The 17,136-nt window shown below is 63.5% G+C and carries 22 protein-coding genes and 2 pseudogenes; 14 read left to right on the top strand and 10 right to left on the bottom strand.

Going from position 1 to position 17,136, the window contains the following annotated elements; genetic code table 11:
- Positions 1-774: 774 nt before the first annotated feature.
- The 3 genes and pseudogenes from FHR04_RS21335 to FHR04_RS06160 form a co-directional block, all read right to left on the bottom strand.
- Positions 775-981 (bottom strand): annotated as a pseudogene (locus FHR04_RS21335) (transposase family protein); the annotation flags it as partial.
- Between the two features lie 186 nt (positions 982-1,167).
- Positions 1,168-1,611 (bottom strand): helix-turn-helix domain-containing protein, encoded by a 444-nt coding sequence (locus FHR04_RS21330; RefSeq protein WP_249039004.1) that lies wholly within the window; start codon positions 1,609-1,611, stop codon positions 1,168-1,170.
- 54 nt (positions 1,612-1,665) lie between these two features.
- Entirely contained in the window at positions 1,666-3,312 is a 1,647-nt protein-coding gene (locus tag FHR04_RS06160; RefSeq protein WP_139401644.1) for an IS1182 family transposase, read from the bottom strand.
- A 141-nt stretch (positions 3,313-3,453) separates the two neighbouring features.
- On the opposite strand from FHR04_RS06160, the pseudogene FHR04_RS21660 reads away from it, so the two are divergent.
- Positions 3,454-3,585 (top strand): annotated as a pseudogene (locus FHR04_RS21660) (response regulator); the annotation flags it as partial.
- A 195-nt stretch (positions 3,586-3,780) separates the two neighbouring features.
- Here the strand turns inward: FHR04_RS21660 and FHR04_RS06150 are convergent.
- From FHR04_RS06150 to FHR04_RS06125, 7 genes are all read right to left on the bottom strand, one after another.
- Complete coding sequence (locus FHR04_RS06150) at positions 3,781-4,635, bottom strand: CPBP family glutamic-type intramembrane protease (RefSeq protein ID WP_139401642.1); 855 nt, start codon at positions 4,633-4,635, stop codon at positions 3,781-3,783.
- Positions 4,632-5,174 (bottom strand): peroxidase, encoded by a 543-nt coding sequence (locus FHR04_RS06145; protein ID WP_039683963.1) that lies wholly within the window; start codon positions 5,172-5,174, stop codon positions 4,632-4,634. Before FHR04_RS06145 ends, FHR04_RS06150 begins: the two co-directional genes overlap by 4 nt.
- A 709-nt stretch (positions 5,175-5,883) precedes the next feature.
- Positions 5,884-7,095, bottom strand: a complete 1,212-nt coding sequence (locus FHR04_RS06140) for a tyrosine-type recombinase/integrase (RefSeq protein WP_139401641.1) — start codon at positions 7,093-7,095, stop codon at positions 5,884-5,886.
- 60 nt (positions 7,096-7,155) lie between these two features.
- Positions 7,156-7,332 (bottom strand): hypothetical protein, encoded by a 177-nt coding sequence (locus FHR04_RS20900; RefSeq protein ID WP_170213868.1) that lies wholly within the window; start codon positions 7,330-7,332, stop codon positions 7,156-7,158.
- 93 nt (positions 7,333-7,425) lie between these two features.
- Positions 7,426-8,379 carry a hypothetical protein gene (locus FHR04_RS06135; RefSeq protein ID WP_139401639.1) on the bottom strand — a complete coding sequence of 318 codons (954 nt, stop codon included), beginning with the start codon at positions 8,377-8,379 and terminating at the stop codon, positions 7,426-7,428.
- Positions 8,379-8,789 carry a S24 family peptidase gene (locus tag FHR04_RS06130; RefSeq protein ID WP_139401637.1) on the bottom strand — a complete coding sequence of 137 codons (411 nt, stop codon included), beginning with the start codon at positions 8,787-8,789 and terminating at the stop codon, positions 8,379-8,381. The genes FHR04_RS06135 and FHR04_RS06130 overlap by 1 nt, the downstream gene beginning before the upstream one ends.
- Positions 8,790-8,851: 62 nt before the next feature.
- Entirely contained in the window at positions 8,852-9,526 is a 675-nt protein-coding gene (locus FHR04_RS06125; RefSeq protein WP_139401635.1) for an XRE family transcriptional regulator, read from the bottom strand.
- Between the two features lie 141 nt (positions 9,527-9,667).
- On the opposite strand from FHR04_RS06125, the gene FHR04_RS06120 reads away from it, so the two are divergent.
- The 13 genes from FHR04_RS06120 (at position 9,668) to dnaB (ending at position 17,128) form a co-directional block, all read left to right on the top strand.
- On the top strand, positions 9,668-9,901 hold the full coding sequence (locus tag FHR04_RS06120) for a helix-turn-helix transcriptional regulator (RefSeq protein WP_139401633.1): 234 nt from the start codon (positions 9,668-9,670) through the stop codon (positions 9,899-9,901).
- A complete protein-coding gene (locus FHR04_RS06115; protein WP_139401631.1) occupies positions 9,898-10,188 on the top strand; it encodes a helix-turn-helix domain-containing protein in 291 nt (96 codons plus the stop codon). Before FHR04_RS06120 ends, FHR04_RS06115 begins: the two co-directional genes overlap by 4 nt.
- A 296-nt stretch (positions 10,189-10,484) precedes the next feature.
- A complete protein-coding gene (locus FHR04_RS06110) occupies positions 10,485-10,910 on the top strand; it encodes a hypothetical protein (protein ID WP_139401629.1) in 426 nt (141 codons plus the stop codon).
- Entirely contained in the window at positions 10,907-11,095 is a 189-nt protein-coding gene (locus tag FHR04_RS06105) for a hypothetical protein (RefSeq protein WP_139401627.1), read from the top strand. Before FHR04_RS06110 ends, FHR04_RS06105 begins: the two co-directional genes overlap by 4 nt.
- Positions 11,092-11,286: a hypothetical protein gene (locus FHR04_RS06100; protein WP_139401625.1), complete on the top strand. Its 195-nt coding sequence runs from the start codon at positions 11,092-11,094 to the stop codon at positions 11,284-11,286. Before FHR04_RS06105 ends, FHR04_RS06100 begins: the two co-directional genes overlap by 4 nt.
- Complete coding sequence (locus FHR04_RS20895; RefSeq protein WP_170213867.1) at positions 11,283-11,441, top strand: hypothetical protein; 159 nt, start codon at positions 11,283-11,285, stop codon at positions 11,439-11,441. The genes FHR04_RS06100 and FHR04_RS20895 overlap by 4 nt, the downstream gene beginning before the upstream one ends.
- A gap of 289 nt (positions 11,442-11,730) precedes the next feature.
- A complete protein-coding gene (gene bet / locus FHR04_RS06095; RefSeq protein ID WP_139401623.1) occupies positions 11,731-12,906 on the top strand; it encodes a phage recombination protein Bet in 1,176 nt (391 codons plus the stop codon).
- Between the two features lie 61 nt (positions 12,907-12,967).
- Positions 12,968-13,702 (top strand): hypothetical protein, encoded by a 735-nt coding sequence (locus tag FHR04_RS06090; protein WP_139401621.1) that lies wholly within the window; start codon positions 12,968-12,970, stop codon positions 13,700-13,702.
- A complete protein-coding gene (locus FHR04_RS06085; RefSeq protein WP_139401619.1) occupies positions 13,683-13,895 on the top strand; it encodes a hypothetical protein in 213 nt (70 codons plus the stop codon). Before FHR04_RS06090 ends, FHR04_RS06085 begins: the two co-directional genes overlap by 20 nt.
- The gene (locus FHR04_RS06080; protein ID WP_139401618.1) at positions 13,892-14,359 is read left to right on the top strand and encodes an ASCH domain-containing protein; all 468 of its coding nucleotides are present in this window, start codon (positions 13,892-13,894) and stop codon (positions 14,357-14,359) included. Before FHR04_RS06085 ends, FHR04_RS06080 begins: the two co-directional genes overlap by 4 nt.
- Positions 14,356-15,507 (top strand): hypothetical protein, encoded by a 1,152-nt coding sequence (locus FHR04_RS06075; protein ID WP_139401616.1) that lies wholly within the window; start codon positions 14,356-14,358, stop codon positions 15,505-15,507. The genes FHR04_RS06080 and FHR04_RS06075 overlap by 4 nt, the downstream gene beginning before the upstream one ends.
- Entirely contained in the window at positions 15,504-15,764 is a 261-nt protein-coding gene (locus FHR04_RS06070; protein ID WP_139401614.1) for a hypothetical protein, read from the top strand. The genes FHR04_RS06075 and FHR04_RS06070 overlap by 4 nt, the downstream gene beginning before the upstream one ends.
- The gene (gene dnaB / locus FHR04_RS06065; RefSeq protein WP_249039003.1) at positions 15,746-17,128 is read left to right on the top strand and encodes a replicative DNA helicase; all 1,383 of its coding nucleotides are present in this window, start codon (positions 15,746-15,748) and stop codon (positions 17,126-17,128) included. Before FHR04_RS06070 ends, dnaB begins: the two co-directional genes overlap by 19 nt.
- Positions 17,129-17,136 lie beyond the last annotated feature (8 nt).

Here is a 17,136-nt window from a genome sequence, read left to right as displayed (position 1 = left end):
GGGACAGCATTTTCAATTTGCAAGCGGAGGGTCTGGGGTTCGAATCCCCAAGCCTCCACCAGAAAGAACCGCGTCTCGTACGCGGTTTTTCCTTTTATGCCGAACGAATTGATTGCGTTTCCTGTCGAAAAACCGCAAAGTGACCGCAATATCCATCTTTGACTTCAGATCCCTCGACCCAGCCCCACTGCGTACAGTTTTGACGGGCCAGACCCTTCAACGGTGCAGGCGTGGTCGGGGAGGTTCCGCGTGGGGCGTTGAGCACCTAGCAAACATAGACTGATGGGGGTTGTAAAGGCGCTGGCCTGCCAATCTCCAGAGCTTCTACCTGATCGACCCGCCGGTCAGCATTGTGGGCATGGGAGGCACCCTCAACAGTGGTCCGATTGACCTCCAGTCTCGCTCCGAGAATCTGGTCTCCAGAGACCCTGGTGTATGTTGCGGCGAATGTCGACTTTGCAGGGACAGAGGCAGCAAAACACTCTCTGAGACAGCAAAAACTCCTGTCCCCAGACCAGTTTCACTGCTGCCAGCCCACTCCAGAAAACGTCTGAGAGCAGTGCCCCCGGCGAGGGAGCGGGGGCCACCGCCCGGCTGCCGCTGGGGGCCAGCCTGCCCGCCCGCGATCTGCCCGAGGCTCGCACCGCCCTGCCCACATTCCTCCAGCCCCAGGACGTGACCCCATGACGCCCATCACCGTCGCCATCGTGGACGATCAGCCGCTGATGCGCTTTGGCCTGCGCGCCCTTTTCGACAGTAGACCTCTTGCGAAAGTCACGGCTTGGCGCACATGACGTTATAGAGCGCTGAAATCAGTTGGAGGCGCAGGTGAAACCGTCGGCGACGGTGACGGTAGACCTCCTTCAAGCACCGGAAGATCTTGAGGGACTGGATGACATGTTCGATGGGAAGCCGGGTGCGGGCCAGGTCACGATTCTGGGCACGTTGATCCGGCGTCAGGGGCTTCTTTTTCGTGGCTTTGTGGGGGGTGCGGGAACACGCGTGTTCCCGCCAGACACCCTGTTAGCCGGCATCCGCCAGCAGTTCCGTCTCCGGATGGAGGCGCGTCTTGGACCTGCGGAAGAGGGTGAGATCGTGCGCCCACCCCCTGCCCCGTGGCGGTACACATGATGGCGCGACTCACCGGGTGAACCAGCAGCTGAGCTTTCATGGTGTGGCGCTTTTTCTTCCCACTATACCAGCGTTTCTGGTTTTTTTGGGCCGTTCGCAAGGGATTTCGCTGACGTCGACGAGAACGGCGGTCCACACTGTGGTGTCCGCATGCAGGGCTCTGCGCCCCGGAAGCGAAAAGCGACCGCTGGCCAAGAGCGCATCCTCGACCCGTACGACAGCGCGGTGCGCTGTCGCCTCGTGGATGCCCCAGTCCTGACCCAGATGGCAAAACGTCCGGTACTCGCGCCAGAACTCGAGTGTGAGCATCAGTTGCTCTTCCAGGCGCAAGGCTGGAGGGCGGCCTGCACGGGTCTTTCGCCTGTGCCAGTCGTGCAGCGCCTCAAGCATGTCGGCGAACACCTCTGGACAGACGCCTGTACGACGTCGAAAACCGCTGGGGTTCAGCGTGATGGTCTGCTCGTAGCGGGGGTGAAACATGTCGGTCACCTTACCGAACCGACTTTCCCAAGAGGTCTGATTCTGCTGGCGAATTCAGGCGGCCCGCAGTTGGGTGAAGCGCGAGACTCTCGTTCCTTCGGGGCGATCACCATCCAACCAGACACAGAGACGAATCACATTGATCGCCAGGGCAGTCAACACATGCTGTAGACGCGCTTTTTGCAGTCCTCGGTACCGACATTTCCTCAACCCAAAGGCTCGAACCCCCTGTGAAAGGGTGCCCTCAATGCCTGCGCGCCGCTGATAGCGGCGCTGCGCCTCTGGATCAATCATGGCGTCTCGGGCCGCATGCAGCGCTTCTTGCTGGGCCTGGGGCTGGAACGTCAACGATTTGGGGCGCGTTGCGGATGTCACGCACTGTGTCCGAACCGGACACTCCTGACACGTTTTTGCAGAAAACGTCGTGATGATGATGGGTCGCCCAGATTTACGCTTTGTTGCCTGCCAGCGCTCACTCTCTTTACCCTGCGGGCAGGTGGCCTTCAGTCTGTCCCAGTCGATCTGGAAATCTCGCAACGTGAACGCCCCAGCTGTTCGGTAAGCTTGAGACGTATTGGGCCGGACAGGTCCAATGATTTCCGTACCATGCTGCTCCTTGGCCCGCACAATCAGCTCTGCAGCGTTGTAGCCCGCATCGACCCAGTGTTCTGTCGGCTGGAGATCACGGCGAAATAAGTCGGTCTGAATTTGCTGTCCCAGTGGGGCATCCTGCACTTCTGCTGTCGTGGTCGTGACCTGGGTGATGAGATGAGGCAGGCCGTCATCGCAGGTTTCAGAGACATGAACCTTGTAGCCGTGCCATTCTCGCCCCCGTTTCGTGCTGTAGCGAGCTTCAGGATCGTAAGGTGATTCCACCTGCATCTCTCGGTCCTTGACCAACTCGCTGCGGAGACGGAAACGAATCACGCTATTCAGACCAGTAAATTGACGTTGCCAGCAGCGTTCCAGGGTCAGCACCTCGCTGAGGTGCTGACTGCCTTGCGGCGCATCGTCGCGGGCGATCAGGGCCAACAACGTTTGCCCGTCTTTGCCGATCTGATCAGCGTAAACCTGCTTGCCCCGTTCACTCTTCGGAAATCGGTAGTTCTCCATGCGGTGTCCGTAGCGGTCATACCACTCCGGGTCAGCCACCTCACGCAGCCAATCTGGCGCAAAAGTCGCCAGGGCATTCAGAGCTGCCCGAAGACACTCTGTGACCAGTTCCAGACGATTCATGACACGGATGGCAGCCAGGACATGCGTCGAGTCGGTGCGCTGCTTGCCGTGTCGTTGCAGCAGGCCCCGCTCAACGCACAAGGACAACAACTGATCCAGCCAGCTCAACGGTTCGGGCGTTGTGAGGAGACGGGTTCGGAATTCACAGAGCACACTCGCATCCAGACCAGGATCATCCAGTTCCAATGACAGGGCATATTTCCAGGCCAGGTGACCCCGTACAGCATCCGCCGCCTGACGGTCAGTCAGGTTTTCGGCGTACTGCATGACGCTGATCAGCATCAATCGCCATGGGGCAGCCGCAGGCTGCCCGCGTCGGGGATAGAGATAGGCGAAATCCTGGTCGGTGAGGAAGACGCCGAGTTCATCGCGCAGGCGGAGAAAAGGCGCACCTTTGGGAAACGCAGCGCGGGCAATGCGGGCAGTATCAGCCGGAACCTCTGGGATCGCGGTAGGACGCAGCATTTCTCATTGTGCGCGCCATCCTGGGAATTCGCCAGCAGAATCAGGTCTAGTGAGGAAGGACGCCGTCACGTTGCTGGCGAGGCGGGTAATGGGCTGTAGGACGTGCGCCTCGCCCAGACCCTGGCTCCACAGGTGATCCTGATGGACGTGCAGAGGCCCAAGCTGGACGGCGTGCAGGCCACTGCGCGTATCCGGGAAATGGGGCTGGCCTCGCAGGTGCCGATCCTGACCACCTTCGACACCGAGGACTACGTGCTGGACGGCATCCGCGCCAGAGCCAGCGGCTACCTGCTCAAGAACGTACGCCTGCAAGAACTGTTCGATGCGGTGCGGCGGGTGGCTGCCGGAGAAATCTTCATCAGCACAGCGTGGCCGGCAAGTACCTGCAACTGCGGCAGGCAGAGATGGGCGTGTGGGGGCTGGGGCAGGCGCTGGAGACGGGCTGGATGCCCTCCACCCAGCCCCGCCTCACCTCGCCGCCACGCCTTCAGGCGGTGCTGGGAACAGGCGCGTTCCCCCGGCCGACTGAGGCGTGGGCCGCAGCCCACCCAGCGCGTAGACCGCCGCCGCGGCCAGCCAGACCACCAGCACCAGCCACCACATCAGCGCCGGGTGGTGGCCCACCCCCAGCAGCACGAACATGCCGTCGAAGGCCGCGTGGAACAGCGCCGCCACCGGCACGCTGCCACGCGAGCGCAGGTGCAGGGCGGTCAACAGCACGCTGGTGGGCAGAATCAGCAGGCCAAAGGCAGCGGGCGAGTACAGCGCCTGCGCCTCGCCGGGAATGAAGAACAGCGGCAGGTGCCACAGCCCCCACACCCCGCCCAGCAGCAGGCCCGCCGCCAGCGGGGACATGCGCCGCAGCAACCGGGGCAGCGCGAACCCGCGCCAGCCACTTTCCTCGGTCAGCAGCATGAACATCGTCTCGTTCAGGAGAAAGGCGGGCAGGGCCGCCAGCGTCAGCCCGGTGCCGACGGGCACGTTGCCGCCGCCCAGTCGGAACAGCCCCAGCGCCAGCCCCCCCACCGGTATCAGGCCCAGCAGGGCCAGCGCGTACCACCGCGGGCTGACCCGCCAGCGGCCCAGGCGGGCAAGCCAAGCCAGCACCGCCACCCGTCCGCCGGTGAGGGCCGCCGTGAGCAGCGCCGCCGTGGGCAAGGCCGTGAAGGCCAGAAGCTGCGGCAGATGCAGCGTCGTCCAGCCGCGCGTCTCGGCAATTCGGAAGCCCCAGACCGTCCACGACAGCGCAAAGGTCAGGCCGAAGAACAGCGGCAGGGCCAGCGCCTCGCGGGAACGGGGCCACGACACGGCAGGGGCGGTCATTGGACGCCCTCCGGCTGCGGCGCGGCCAGGTTCGCCCGCACCGCGCCCTGAACCATCCCGGCCCGCAGGGCGACCAGTCCCACCCGCGTCACGATCATCGCCAGCGCCATCAGCACGAAGGCCGCGCGCCAGGCGTCCGCGCCCGTGATCTGGTGCTGCATGCTGAACTGCGCCACCCCGCGCCCGAAGTCGGCATTGTGCGTGGCGAGTTCGGCAAACGCCACCCGCAGCGCGATGGCGGCCAGCCACACCGCCGCGTAGGGCGCGCCCGACGACAGCATCACCCGGCCCCCCTGCCACGACACCCGCGAGACGCCCGCCGCCAGCACCCCGAACACCACGCCTGCGCCGACGCCTGCCAGCTCCAGGCCCACATCCGGCCCGCTGACGGGCAGGCCCCGCAGGAATACCAGGCCCACGCCCACCACGATCAGCAGGGGCCGCAGATACGTCATGAAAGTGATTGGGCGCGTGCCCAGGGCGGTCAATACCATCAGGGCCAGAATGCTCAGGTTCACGATCCAGTCCGTCGTCGTCATCTTTATTCCTCCTGTGCCGGCCAATGTCCCGGTGGCCCCAGCGTGCCGCCAGAGGCCCCTGCCCCGCGCCCGCCTTCGGGAGCAGTGCCTCTGGCCCTTTCGGGCCACTGCGACTGACCCCGACGGCACGCGCACTGCTGCGGCACGCCCGACACGCCGCATCGCCACAGGACCAGTTCAGGTGGACGCATCAGGGAGACTCTTCTGGCCCGTCTGGCCACCCTGACTCTCGCTGTGCCAGCCCTCCCGAAGCGCCCTTCAGGCCGCGCTCCACCTCAGCACAGAGCAGCTTCGGGGTGGAGTCACTGACCATCAGCGCCTCCTCGGCAGCCCAGCGCAGTGTGACCCGCACCCCCGCAGCACTCGGAGCTACCGCTGAAACTCCCGCAGCTGTTGCAGAGTGATCAAGTCAGCGTCCTGCACAGTGCAGACGGGCGCCGGAGTTCTCTGATAGAGCCCAGACAGCAGCATAAACCCTCTTTCGAGGCCACTTCCGGCTGCGCTGGGCGGCACTCGATTGTCGTGAATTCAGACTCTATCCATCGGCCCCGGCACAGGAGATCAGCCCAAGCAAAAAGCCCACGCAGACGCATGGGCTTGTGCTCCTGGTGGTGCCGATGGGGGGACTCGAACCCCCACGGTTTCCCGCTCGATTTTGAGACGGCAGCCGAACGTCCAACCACATCCCCCAGCGTCTCAGAACGTCCAATTATCCGGCTTTCTCATCCGCCCCCGTCCCCAGAAATTCGCCCACATTTTTTCCTGTTGCCGGATGGATTGCCGTACGTTCGGCCACCTCCAGCAGGCTGTCCAAGCTCTGCGCCGAGCGGCGGCGCTGGCTGTCCAGGATATGGGAATAGATGCGCAACGTGATACTCGCGTCCGCGTGCCCCAACCGCTCGGCCAGCATCCGCACGTCCATGCCCGAAGCAATCGCCAACGTGGCGTAGGTGTGCCGGATGTCATGAAAGCGGATCTGCTTGACGCCGCAACCGTCCCGCAACGCCCGCCAGTAATGGTCAATGCGCCACGGCATCAGTGGGCGGCCTTCTTTATCCCCGAACATCAGGTCATGCTCAGCCCAGCTCTCCCCTGCCGCCTCACGCTCGGCCAGATACGCTGCGCGGCGCACCTCCAGCCAGCCCAGCGTCGGAGCGTCCAGCATCAGGTCCCGCACGCCTGCGTTCGTCTTCGGCGTCTCGATCTTCGGCTCATAGGCCACCCGCACCACGGTTTGACGCACGCTGAGGGTCTGCCGGTTCAGGTCCGCCCAGCGCAGGCCCAGCAACTCGGACTTGCGCATTCCAGTGGCCAGCGCCAGGCGGAAGAACGGCTCCAGGCGGTGGCCGTCAATCGCGGTCAGGAAGGTGCGCACCTCGTGCGGCTGCCAGAACAGCATCTCCTGCCGGGTAGACTTCGGCGGACGGGTGTTGCGGGCCACGTTGCGCGGCAGCACGTCCAGGCTGACGGCGTAGTTGAGCATCATGCTGATCAGCGTGCGGGCATACTGGGAGGTCCGCACGCCCTTCTCGCGCGCCAGATCGTTGATCATCCCGGCCACGTCGCGGGCCGTCAGTTTGTCCAGGCGAATGTTGCCCAGGGCAGGCAGGACATAGAGGTTCAGGTTCATGCGGTAGCTCTGGAGGGTTCCGGCCTTGACCCGCCCGGCGGCGTTCTCCAGGTATTCCTCGGCCCACTGCGCGACGGTGGTCCGGTCTGGTGAGCGCAGCGTCCCCTCGGCCTGAGCCTTTTTCAGGACATTCAGCTTGGCCTGGGCTTCTTTCTGGGTCTTGCCGTACACGCTGCGGCGCTTGAGCTTGCCGGTGCCGGGGTGACGCGACAAGGTGATGGTGGCTTCCCAGAGGTTGCGGTCCGCACGGAAATGCAGGGTCCCCTCGCCATTGGCGCGCTTCTTAGGCATGTCTGTCAACCCAAGGAAAGGCCGCCCCGACGAGGCCAGGGCGACAGAAAAGAGAGCCGTTCAGGTGTGTTTGAGTGTTTTGGTCGTCGCGTTTTCTTTCATTACGGCTCGCGCGATGGCTTGCGCCGCTTCGCGCATGCCCTGCGTCACTGGAGCGTTGTCCCGCTTTGGATCGATGGTGTAACGGCCAGTTGAGGCGCTGCGAACGACCGTCTGCTGTGCGGTCTTGCTCTTCATGGATGCCTCCGATGCCCAGATCTGCCGGGCGATTGCTAGAGCTACCCTCAGTGTAGGGGTGCCGTATGACTTTGGCCTTAATCCAGCTTACGGTCACTGGCGGACCTCCTTGAACAGCCGTGGATCATTCAGGCACAGCGAAAGAGACGAAAGAATCGGGCGGCAGTACCCCGCCGCACCCTTCACCCGATCAATCGAGCCAAAAGTGCTGATCTGCGGGCTATCGATATTGACGAGTGCCACCACCTGGCCCTGGCTGCCCAGTACGGGAATGTTGACTACCGAGAGATACCCGCGCTCTCCACTGTTGCCGTATTGTTGAACATCTTCGGTGTAGACGATCTGTTTGGTCTGGAAGGCCTCGGCAGCGCCCCATGCCTCGTCTCCAACCTCAATGGCCCTGGGGATGTTGTTACTGCGCCCGCCGCCACCCGGTTCAATCTTGACCAGCCACAGCTGATTACAGTCCGCACTCGGCACCATAAGATTGGCTGTGAAGCTTTCCGGGGCGTCCTCATAAAAAGCTTCAAATACAGCAATGACGGCCCTGAGATATGAATCGATGGCGTCTGTATTCCCACGCTCGTCGAGGTTGAAGTGCATTCCTTCCCGAAGCTGCCGGTTGGCATTTTCCATGCCGTCCTCGTGGTGTCGAGAGACTTCTTTCCAGTAACCAAAGACCTTCAGGCTGGCACTGGTTGCGATCTCCAGCGCGGCTTCTTCATCACCAGCGCGGGCAGCAGCAAGCTCCTCTTCCAACCTCTTTTTCTGAGCCTTCTCACGGAGCTCCAGCCCGTCCTTGAGCAATTTCGTAAATCCGGCGAAAACGGCAATGAACAGCCCTAGACCGATGATCCAAGGAGTCTGAGTCGGGATCTTGAAAAGTGCCGCTCCCAGCGAAACCAGGACGAGTATCACCGGAGGCAAAAAGTTGCCTATAGAAATAATGTTCGACGTGAACCGACGCCGCCTTGGACCCTGCTGAGTCATGGACAAAAAGCCGTCCCACCATCCTTGGGGCGACTCTTCAGGAGCGGCGTCGGCCATCAGTCCCAGCTCCGGTACTTTGTCGGCGTCCAGTGCCGTCCATCTGCACTGAAGGCGTACACGCGGCCCAAGTTGCGGACGCTGCGGTCCAGGTGCACAGGCGGGTACGCGGCGTTGTCGCTAAACATCGCGGGCCGCCCCTGCCACAGCGCCAGCCGCTTGACCACCATGGATCCGTCCGAGAGCCGGAAGGCATACACCTGGCCCCGGTCCGTCAACACGTCCCGGGCGTCCACCAAGACAAAGTCTTCCGCGCGAATTCCCCCACCGCCCTTCAGCGTCATGCTGTCCCCATCCACCTGAAAGACGAACATGCCGAACCGGCGGAACGGGGCCGGAATCGGAAGGTGCTGGCGGCGACGAAACGGATCAGGATCGGCTGGACTTCCCGCGCTGATGAAACCCAGCACAGCAGCTTTGTGCGGGACAGAACGACGAGGTAAAAAATAAGACTGGAACACAGAGAAGCTCCTTAATTCAGATCGGGGGAATAGTCGGTGGTCACGGCCATGACCTGCCCGATCACTTGGGCTTCGCTGGCCGGAATGTCTTCATGTTCCCGGTTCTCGGCGCGAAACACGGCGCCCAGCCGGGTGGTGGTGTACAGACGCAAGTGGACCCCCTCATGGTCCGTGATGACGTAGACCAAACCCTCGGCAGGCGTGGTCAGGTCCAGATCCAGATGCAGGTACGAGCCTGGGCGAACGCTGGCCCGGGAGGTGCCCTGCATCTCATCGGTGTCCGCCCGCAGCAGCAGCGGACGGGACACGCCTGGGGTAACAGCTACGTGATCGATCGCAGCGCCAGGATTGTCAGGCGAGAGGGCGGCACTGAGCGGGTAGACGTCCGCGCTGCCCTCACCCACCAAGGTGACCTCAGCAATCCCCAGGTCGACGCCCGTGGCCCGCTGCATCTCGCCAAGGGACCAGGACAGGGCGCGGGCGAGGGCGACAACTTTCCCAAAGCCCGCGTTGTTCAAATCAACTTTCCCACGCTCAACATCACTTACCCATGCTTGTGTGACGGAATCTCCGGTATCGGCGACGATATCCTCTTGCCCCTTCCCAAGCTCCAACCGGCGCATTTTCAGCTTCAGCGCCCATGCGGGCGGAGCTGTCCTAGTCGGCTTGTTCTTGGGAGTAACCATAGGCATAAGTCCGTACATGTTGGCCGTACTACGCACAATGTACGGATTGAGTTCCGCAAATCCTAAAAATAGGTCCGGGTAGACCAGGCAGACCCGCGTGTGTACATTGACAATGTACGGATGAGCTTATATTATTGAGATATGCGAATGAGCGAAATCAGGCGGCTGCGGGAGGAACGGAACTTGTCGCGCGATGAGCTAGCCGCCAAATCCGGTATTTCGTCGCTGACTATCCGTTCCCACGAATTGGGAACAGTCAATGGGACCGAGACTAAGACGGCCCAAGCAATTGCCGAAGCCCTTGCCGTTGAGGTTCAAGCTCTTTTTTTTCCTGCTGGTATAAATACATCCATAAAACAGGAAACATCCATATGACCCCCGCCCCCAGCCTCGCCCTCTCCGATCTGCTGGCGCTGACGCCCGCGCAGGCCGGGCAACTGCTGGGCATCAGCCGCAGCAAGGTCTACGCACTGATCGGTGACGGTCTGCTGCTCGCCTTCCCGATCTTCCCCGGAGGCCCCATCCGGGTGGCCCGCACGGACCTGGACGCCTACGTGGCCGCCCGCCAGCGCGAGGGCCAGCAGGCCCTGACCACGCACCTCACCCTGACCCAACCCGCGCATCTGGCGCGTGAACGGCAGCGCGGCCAGTCGGCCCGCTGAGACAGCAGCCCTCCGCAAAACGCGCGGGCTGAACCACACCTTCTAGACCTGACTGACTCCATCCAAGGCCTGAGAAACCGAGGAGTCAGAACAGGAATCCCGATTGCAGGGGGAATCCTATGTACCGTACACCCGCCAGCACACCCGATGTGAGATTTCCAACACTTGTACCGGGTCCACTCATCAACGTTCTCGCCCTTATGGGCGTCCGGCAGTCCAGCCATCTGGCTGGCTGACCAAAAAACATGGCACGCGCCTCTCAGCTCGCGTGCCACCTACAAAAGGAGATTCCTGCCATGAGCATACACCACCCCACGTCCACCCTGGTAGACACCCGTGCCCAACAGGCGGCCCGATTCGCCTTCAACGCGGCCCTGGCCAGCGCGCACAGCCACGCCCGGTTGCACCACATTCCCTTCAACCCCGTGAACGTGGACGCCGTGATCGCCTTTGAGGGCGAGAACTACGCCGTTGAGATCAAGGGCGTCGGGCAGACCAGCAAGACCGAAACGCTGGCTTTCACGGTCACCCGTCGCAGTACTGGCTTTGCCTTCACCTTCGACGCGGTGATCCGCAGCGAGCGGCGCAACAAGACCGGAAACGTGAAGGTCCGATACAACCTGACCGGCAAGGGCAGCTGGACCACGCGGGACGAGGCGAGCGCGGGACTGGTGGGGCTGGCCGCAGGGTGGCTGGCGCAGTTCAAGGGGACGGCGGCGTGAGCAAGCGAAAGAAGACCGTCGGCTGTGCCCACCCGCCCCACCGGCTATACGCCGGGGCAACGTATGACCCTGGCACGTACAACAACCGCATCTGGGTGGCGTGCTGCGACTGCGGTGCGCTGCTCCAGAACGCGCTCAGCCAGAAGACAGTGAAGGAGTTGGCGGCTCAGGGGGATGCGGCATGACTGCCCCCACCTCCGAAGAGTCCGCCCGCCTTGCCTACGAGCGTGCCGTGCAGAAACGGGACGCAGCTCAGTACGTCATGACCCGCGTGCCGTTGGAGCTGGCCTCAGAGGCCCACCAGCAGTACATGGCCCGTGCCGAGGCGGCCCACGCTGCGTTCCTGGCCTGGATGGGCCTGCGGGCGGCGGCATGAGACGGGCCACATTCCTGATGATCGTGCTGGCCATTGCCTGCATCGTCCTCGGCGTCTTCACGGAATTGCCGGTCCTGATCGGCGTGAGCATTGGGTTGGGCTTCAAGGCCTGGAAGATGGCCGACGCCGACGACTTGCTGAGGCTGTTCGCATGACCAGCCTTGTCCCCCTCTCCAAGCAGCAGTGGAGCGCATTACTTGACGCCGCTGGTGCCTCTCCGACGCGCTGCCGTTTCCTGGTGCGGCCTGTCGGCATTCCCGTCCACACCGACGTTCTGGCCCGCGCGCTGTGCGCTGACGGGCTGGGCAGCCTCGTTGTCTACCGGGGTGGACACCTCGACTACGGCTCGCACTGGACTGAGCGCCCCTGCACCTGCACTAACGGCAAGACAAGGCCCCCTCGAATCAACTGCCCCCACTGTCGGGGCGAAGGCACGGTGAGGAAATGACCGCCATCGAACACCGCCCCACCCCAAACATGACCCTGGCCCCCATCCACTTCGACCCGGAACAGATCGAACTGATCAAAACCCAGATCGCCCCTGGCGCATCCGACGGCGAACTGTCCCTCTTCATCGCGCAGTGCCGCCGCACCGGGCTCGACCCCTTCAGCCGCCAGATCTACGCCGTCATGCGCGAAGAAAGCAAGCAGGTCAACGGCCAATGGGTCAAGACCCAGAAGATGACCGTTCAGGTGGCCATTGACGGCTTCCGCGTGATCGCCGAACGGCACGGCCAGTACGCGGGCCGCGTGGGGCCGTTCTGGTGCGGTGAAGACGGCGAATGGAAAGACGTCTGGCTCCAGAAAGAACCACCCGCCGCCGCAAAAGTGGGCGTGCTGCGCCGGGGCTTTGCTGAGCCGCTGTGGGCCGTGGCGCGTCTGGAGGCGTACATCAGCCGGAAGCGGGACGGGGCGCCGATGGGGCTGTGGGGCAAGATGCCCGACGTCATGATTGCGAAGTGCGCCGAGGCCCAGGCGCTGCGCAGCGCCTTCCCCAACGATCTTTCGGGACTGTACACCTCTGACGAAATGGCCCAGGCCGACAACCCCAAAGACACCGCACCTGCCCAGACCACCCGCCCCGCCAACATCACCCGCGAAGTCCAGGAACAGGCCGGCACCCCCGCCCGCACCCCTGGCCCCAGCGAGGCCCTGACGGGCGAGATCAAGGCCCTGTGGGCCGAAGCCCGCCCCGACATTGACGAGAAGGCCTACGCCGCCAGATACAGCGAATGGCGCACCAACGCCAGCCAGGCCGCCGCGCTGCGCCAGGACTTGAAAGCCGTCCTGAGCAACCGCCCCGTCCCGCCCGCTGAGCCTGCCCAGGAAGCCCCGCAGACCGCAACAGAGCCGGACGTGGTGGACGCCGTCCTGACGCCCGCCCTGGCCACGTCAGAGCAGCGGCAACTGCTGAGCCAGCACGCCGCCCGCGCCGGAGCCAAGACCAGCCAGGACCGCGCATTCCTGTGGGGCTACCTCACGGGCCAGGAAACAGCCGTCGGCACCAAAGAGCTGACCGAGGAACAGGCCGTGGGCATCCTCGACACCTTCAGCGGCTGGGACAACCACGAGGCCGCACAGGCTTTTTCCGAAGCTCAAAGAAAAGTACTCGCTTTTTAACCCAAAGGCCGGGAGGTCCGCTTCCCGGCTCACTTCTTGATTCAAACACGGGGAGCCAACCATGAAGAGCGAATACACCGTCCGGGCCTACCGCACCGAAACCAAATACGACACGCACGATGACCTGATCAGCCTGCTGGACGTGCAGGTGCCCGCTGACGCCCTGGAATTCCTGCGCGCCGCCCACAATGCCCAGGACAGCAAGGACGTGACCTTTACCGTGCGGGTGGCCCAGCGCAGCGACGGCGATTTCCGCAAGCTGGTCTTCACCAGCAAGGGCAGCAAGATGAAGGACTTCGTGCCGGTGGCGACGCTGCAGAAGTGGGCAAACGCGGGCGATGACCTGAACAGCCTGTTCGATGCTGCCCGCTTTGAGCTGGCCCTGATCGTCCAGGTGCAGGAACCGGGCAAGGGCGCAGGCCTGTTTGAAGAGGCTGAGGAACAGCAGCCGGAGGCCCCGCAGACCGTAACGGTGGGCGTGCTGAACGCACCGAAGGAAATCCAGGCCCTGCCCAGCAGCGAGACCGAGGACGCCGAGTTCACGCCGATCACTGAGGACGCGGACAGCCCCGAAGCGTTCCTGGCCCGCTGCGCGATGGATGACCTGTCCACGCTGTTGCAGGCCGTGGGCTATGACCCCACCGACTGGGATGACCCCAAGAGCAGCGACGAAAAGGACATGGCCGAATGGCGGGGCATCATCTTGAAGCACTGGCCCGATCTGGTAGGCACGGAAGTCTTGGCCGAAGTTCGCCACGACGTGGAAGGGGAAGGTCATGCACCAGCGGCCGATTGAAACCGTGCGAGCTTCGGCCCCTTTGCCCCACTCCAGGGTCAGCGCTGATCTGGTGCTGTTCTGGGCCGATCAGGTGGCTGAGCTGCCCGAAGAAGCCCGTGAGGCCATGCTGTGCGCCCTGGCGTCGTCACACGGCGCGGCGTTCGCGGAGCGGGTGCGCGAGGCGCTGGCAGCTGAAGTGGTGGCAGCATGACGCGCACTGAGATTCGTGGGCTGACCTTGCGCCACCCATGGGCGTGGGCGTTCCAGACAGCGGGCAAGGACGTGGAGAACCGCACCTGGCACCCTTCCCGTCAAGGTGGCAGCGTGGGGATGTTCCTGGCCCTGCACGGCGGCTCAGACAAGATCAACAGCGATTATGCCAACGAGATCATGGACGCCTTGGTGTGGATGGAATGGCAGGGTTGCAATCTGCCCAGTATCCATCCAAATAGCCTTTCTGCAGTGGTTCATTCCGGCATCATCGCTGTTGCCCAGCTGGTGGACGTGCGACGGGATAGCCCGTCACCCTGGGCAGCCCAGAATCAGTACCACTGGTGTCTAAAAGTCACACCCCTTCCTGAAGCCGTCCCGCACCGGGGCGCGCAGGGGCTGTGGACACTGGAGCCTGAGGCTCTGGCTCGCGTCCGTGAGCTGTATCAGGCGGTGAGCGCATGACCCCCGCGCAGAACCTCAAATTTCCGGCCCCTGCCGAACCCGCCCCGCGCACCTCCCGCCGCCGGGAAGCCGGCACGTACACCACGACGGACAGCGCCGTGGTCGACTATCAGAAACGCCACGGCAGCGCCGACACCCGTGTCCTGACCGCGCTTGCTGAGCGGCACAACTACACCCGCAAATCGCCCATGACGGTGGCCGAGATCCAGGTTGAAACGGACCTGGGTCAGCGGGCCGTCGAGAAGGCCCTTAAGGCCCTGGAAGCAGCCGGGTTTTGCCATTCGGAAGGCCGGGCCTGGCGCTACGGCAAAACCCCGGCGAACGCCCATGCGAACGGTGGTGCGAACGGGAATGCGAATGACCGTACGTCAGTTAAGAGCGGCAACGCTGTCCAGTACAGCAAATTTCTTTCCCTGAAGGAAGTAGAAGGAAGGAGAAGGAAATTAAAAGACAACAACATCTTCATTGCTGGGTCTCTATGGCCCGCCCAGATTCCGCCGGCTGTTGTTGCCCTTGAAACCTCACTTCAAAAAAATGAACTCAAAACCGAAACGCCCGAACGGCTTGCGCCTGACGGCGCGGCCTCTGACGAGGCCAACAGCGGCGACAAGCCTTCACCCTCACAGGAAAAAACCGTGTCAGGCAAGGGAGAAATCGTTAACGTGACCGACTCTGAAACTGTTCCGCCCGGCCCGGCGACGTACCGCGAGGCCCAGGAGACGCTGACGGCGTCGGGCGCGTGGGACATCTGGAGCGCCTGGACGCGCGCCCACCGCCTGCCCAAAGCCGCGCAGGACGCGCAGATCCTCCAGTTTGCCGGGTGGGTGATGGCGGGTATGCATGCCGATCTGGCCCAGCACTCGGGCGAGATCACTGCCGCCGGCAGCTACGCCCACCCCTGGCCCGCCCTGGTGGCCCGCATGGCGAAGGTGACTGCCGCAAAACAGGCGGCCCAGCGCACGACCAGGGACGTCGGACGGGTGTTCGGCGAGGCGAAGTGCAGGCCCGGCGAGCGCCGCCGCGATCCGCAGACGGGCCAGGTCTGGACAGTGGAAGAAACCGCGTATGGCAACGTGATTTTCGAGGAAGGCAGCGCCCCGCAGGATCGGCCGGACGCCGTGGTGGCAGGCTGGGAGGTGCTGGCGTGAGTGAACCCAGGCTGACCACCGAAGGGGAGCTGAATGCCTTGATTGCCCGGCACAGCTACCACCTGACCGAAGTTCAGGTGCGTGATCAATTTCGCTGGAAGTGCGTGATCACTGAGCCTGACCCGTTTGACTCCACGCCAGACGCTTACGACACCTATCTGGGCTATGGCCCTACCGCGCTGGACGCCTACGCCAGGGCCTACTCTCAGACGTACGCCTCCGAGCGGCAGGAGCAGGCATGGCAGGACATGCAATGAGCGACTTTGCCCCCCGTGTTCCCCCCCACAGCCTGGAAGCCGAGATCAGCGTGCTGGGCAGCTTGCTGCTGGACCCCGACATCCTCAGCCTGGAGGCCATCGCTGAACTGACCCCCAGCATGTTCTACCGGGAAGGCCACCGCAAGATCTTCGTGGCCATGCAACGCCTGCAGGCTCAGGGTTCACCGCTGGACCTGACCACCCTGCACACCGAACTGACCCGCACCGGAGAACTGGACGAGGTGGGCGGTGTGGCCTACCTGATCGGCCTGGGGGACCAGACGCCCACTGCCGCGTACGCCGAGCACTACGCCCGGATCGTACGTGAGAAGTGGACCCTGCGCGAACTGATCCGCCAGAGCAGCGCGCTGCAGCGCACGGCCTACGACGCCCAACTGCCCCTTGAGGACGTGCTGGCCCAGGCCGCGCAGATCGGCGCAGACTTGGACACCACCGCGCAGTTCGGTGCGTTCAGCGTGGGTGACGTGGTGGTGGACGTGCTGAGCGACGTGCTGAGCGGTCAGGGCGTTGCGCCCCTGTCCACTGGCTTTCATGACCTGGACGATCAGCTGGGCGGCGGGTTGTTCCCGTCCACCCTGAACATCCTGGCCGCGCGCCCTGCGATGGGCAAGAGCGGTCTGGCACTGAACATCGGCGAGAACGTCGCCGCCGGACTCGCGAACCGGGGAGACGCCGGGCAGGTGGCAGTGGTGAGTCTGGAGATGCCCCGCCAGCAGCTTGTGGTCCGCCTGCTGGCAAGTGCAGCCAGCATTGACGCCACCGCCATGCAGGGGGCCATGTTCGGCCGGGGCCACCTGACCCCGGCCCAGAAGAGCCGCTTCGAGCAGAAGGCCGAACGCCTGGGCCAGTTGCCGCTGACCCTGCTGGATGACGCGGCGAACGACAGTCACCTGCGAACCCTGCCCTCCAAGCTGCGTCGGCTACACAAGGAAAAGCCGCTGAGGCTGGTCATCATCGATTACCTGCAACTGATGAATGCGGGCAGCACGAGCGGCAGTGATCAGCGTCAGCAGGAAATCAGCACGATCAGCCGGGCACTGAAGCAACTGGCCCGCGAGTTCGGGATTCCTTTCCTGGTGCTCAGCCAGCTCAGCCGCAAGGTGGAAGAGCGGCCCAACCATCGGCCCATGCTCAGCGACTTGCGTGAATCCGGCGCGCTGGAACAGGACGCGGACGTGGTGATGTTCATCTACCGGGACGAGTATTACAACCCGCAGACCGATCAGCAGGGCATTGCGGAGATCATTATCGGTAAGCAGCGGCATGGGCCGGTCGGGACGGTCAGGCTCCAGTTCCTGAGTGCGTTCGTGCGGTTTGCCAGTCTGGCGGAGTGGGCCGCATGACGGCTGTC

The organism is Deinococcus radiopugnans ATCC 19172, assembly GCF_006335125.1.
In the GTDB taxonomy this organism is placed as follows: domain Bacteria; phylum Deinococcota; class Deinococci; order Deinococcales; family Deinococcaceae; genus Deinococcus; species Deinococcus radiopugnans.
This window is presented reverse-complemented; position numbering and strand designations above follow the sequence as displayed.

Coding starts and splice junctions, on each gene's coding strand:
- FHR04_RS21330 (WP_249039004.1), bottom strand. CDS start 1,611: ATGTTTCACCCCCGCTACGAGCAGACCATCACGCTGAACCCCAGCGGT.
- FHR04_RS06160 (WP_139401644.1), bottom strand. CDS start 3,312: ATGCTGCGTCCTACCGCGATCCCAGAGGTTCCGGCTGATACTGCCCGC.
- FHR04_RS06150 (WP_139401642.1), bottom strand. CDS start 4,635: ATGACCGCCCCTGCCGTGTCGTGGCCCCGTTCCCGCGAGGCGCTGGCC.
- FHR04_RS06145 (WP_039683963.1), bottom strand. CDS start 5,174: ATGACGACGACGGACTGGATCGTGAACCTGAGCATTCTGGCCCTGATG.
- FHR04_RS06140 (WP_139401641.1), bottom strand. CDS start 7,095: ATGCCTAAGAAGCGCGCCAATGGCGAGGGGACCCTGCATTTCCGTGCG.
- FHR04_RS20900 (WP_170213868.1), bottom strand. CDS start 7,332: ATGAAGAGCAAGACCGCACAGCAGACGGTCGTTCGCAGCGCCTCAACT.
- FHR04_RS06135 (WP_139401639.1), bottom strand. CDS start 8,379: ATGGCCGACGCCGCTCCTGAAGAGTCGCCCCAAGGATGGTGGGACGGC.
- FHR04_RS06125 (WP_139401635.1), bottom strand. CDS start 9,526: ATGGTTACTCCCAAGAACAAGCCGACTAGGACAGCTCCGCCCGCATGG.
- FHR04_RS06120 (WP_139401633.1), top strand. CDS start 9,668: ATGCGAATGAGCGAAATCAGGCGGCTGCGGGAGGAACGGAACTTGTCG.
- FHR04_RS06115 (WP_139401631.1), top strand. CDS start 9,898: ATGACCCCCGCCCCCAGCCTCGCCCTCTCCGATCTGCTGGCGCTGACG.
- FHR04_RS06110 (WP_139401629.1), top strand. CDS start 10,485: ATGAGCATACACCACCCCACGTCCACCCTGGTAGACACCCGTGCCCAA.
- FHR04_RS06100 (WP_139401625.1), top strand. CDS start 11,092: ATGACTGCCCCCACCTCCGAAGAGTCCGCCCGCCTTGCCTACGAGCGT.
- FHR04_RS20895 (WP_170213867.1), top strand. CDS start 11,283: ATGAGACGGGCCACATTCCTGATGATCGTGCTGGCCATTGCCTGCATC.
- bet (WP_139401623.1), top strand. CDS start 11,731: ATGACCGCCATCGAACACCGCCCCACCCCAAACATGACCCTGGCCCCC.
- FHR04_RS06090 (WP_139401621.1), top strand. CDS start 12,968: ATGAAGAGCGAATACACCGTCCGGGCCTACCGCACCGAAACCAAATAC.
- FHR04_RS06085 (WP_139401619.1), top strand. CDS start 13,683: ATGCACCAGCGGCCGATTGAAACCGTGCGAGCTTCGGCCCCTTTGCCC.
- FHR04_RS06080 (WP_139401618.1), top strand. CDS start 13,892: ATGACGCGCACTGAGATTCGTGGGCTGACCTTGCGCCACCCATGGGCG.
- FHR04_RS06075 (WP_139401616.1), top strand. CDS start 14,356: ATGACCCCCGCGCAGAACCTCAAATTTCCGGCCCCTGCCGAACCCGCC.
- dnaB (WP_249039003.1), top strand. CDS start 15,746: ATGGCAGGACATGCAATGAGCGACTTTGCCCCCCGTGTTCCCCCCCAC.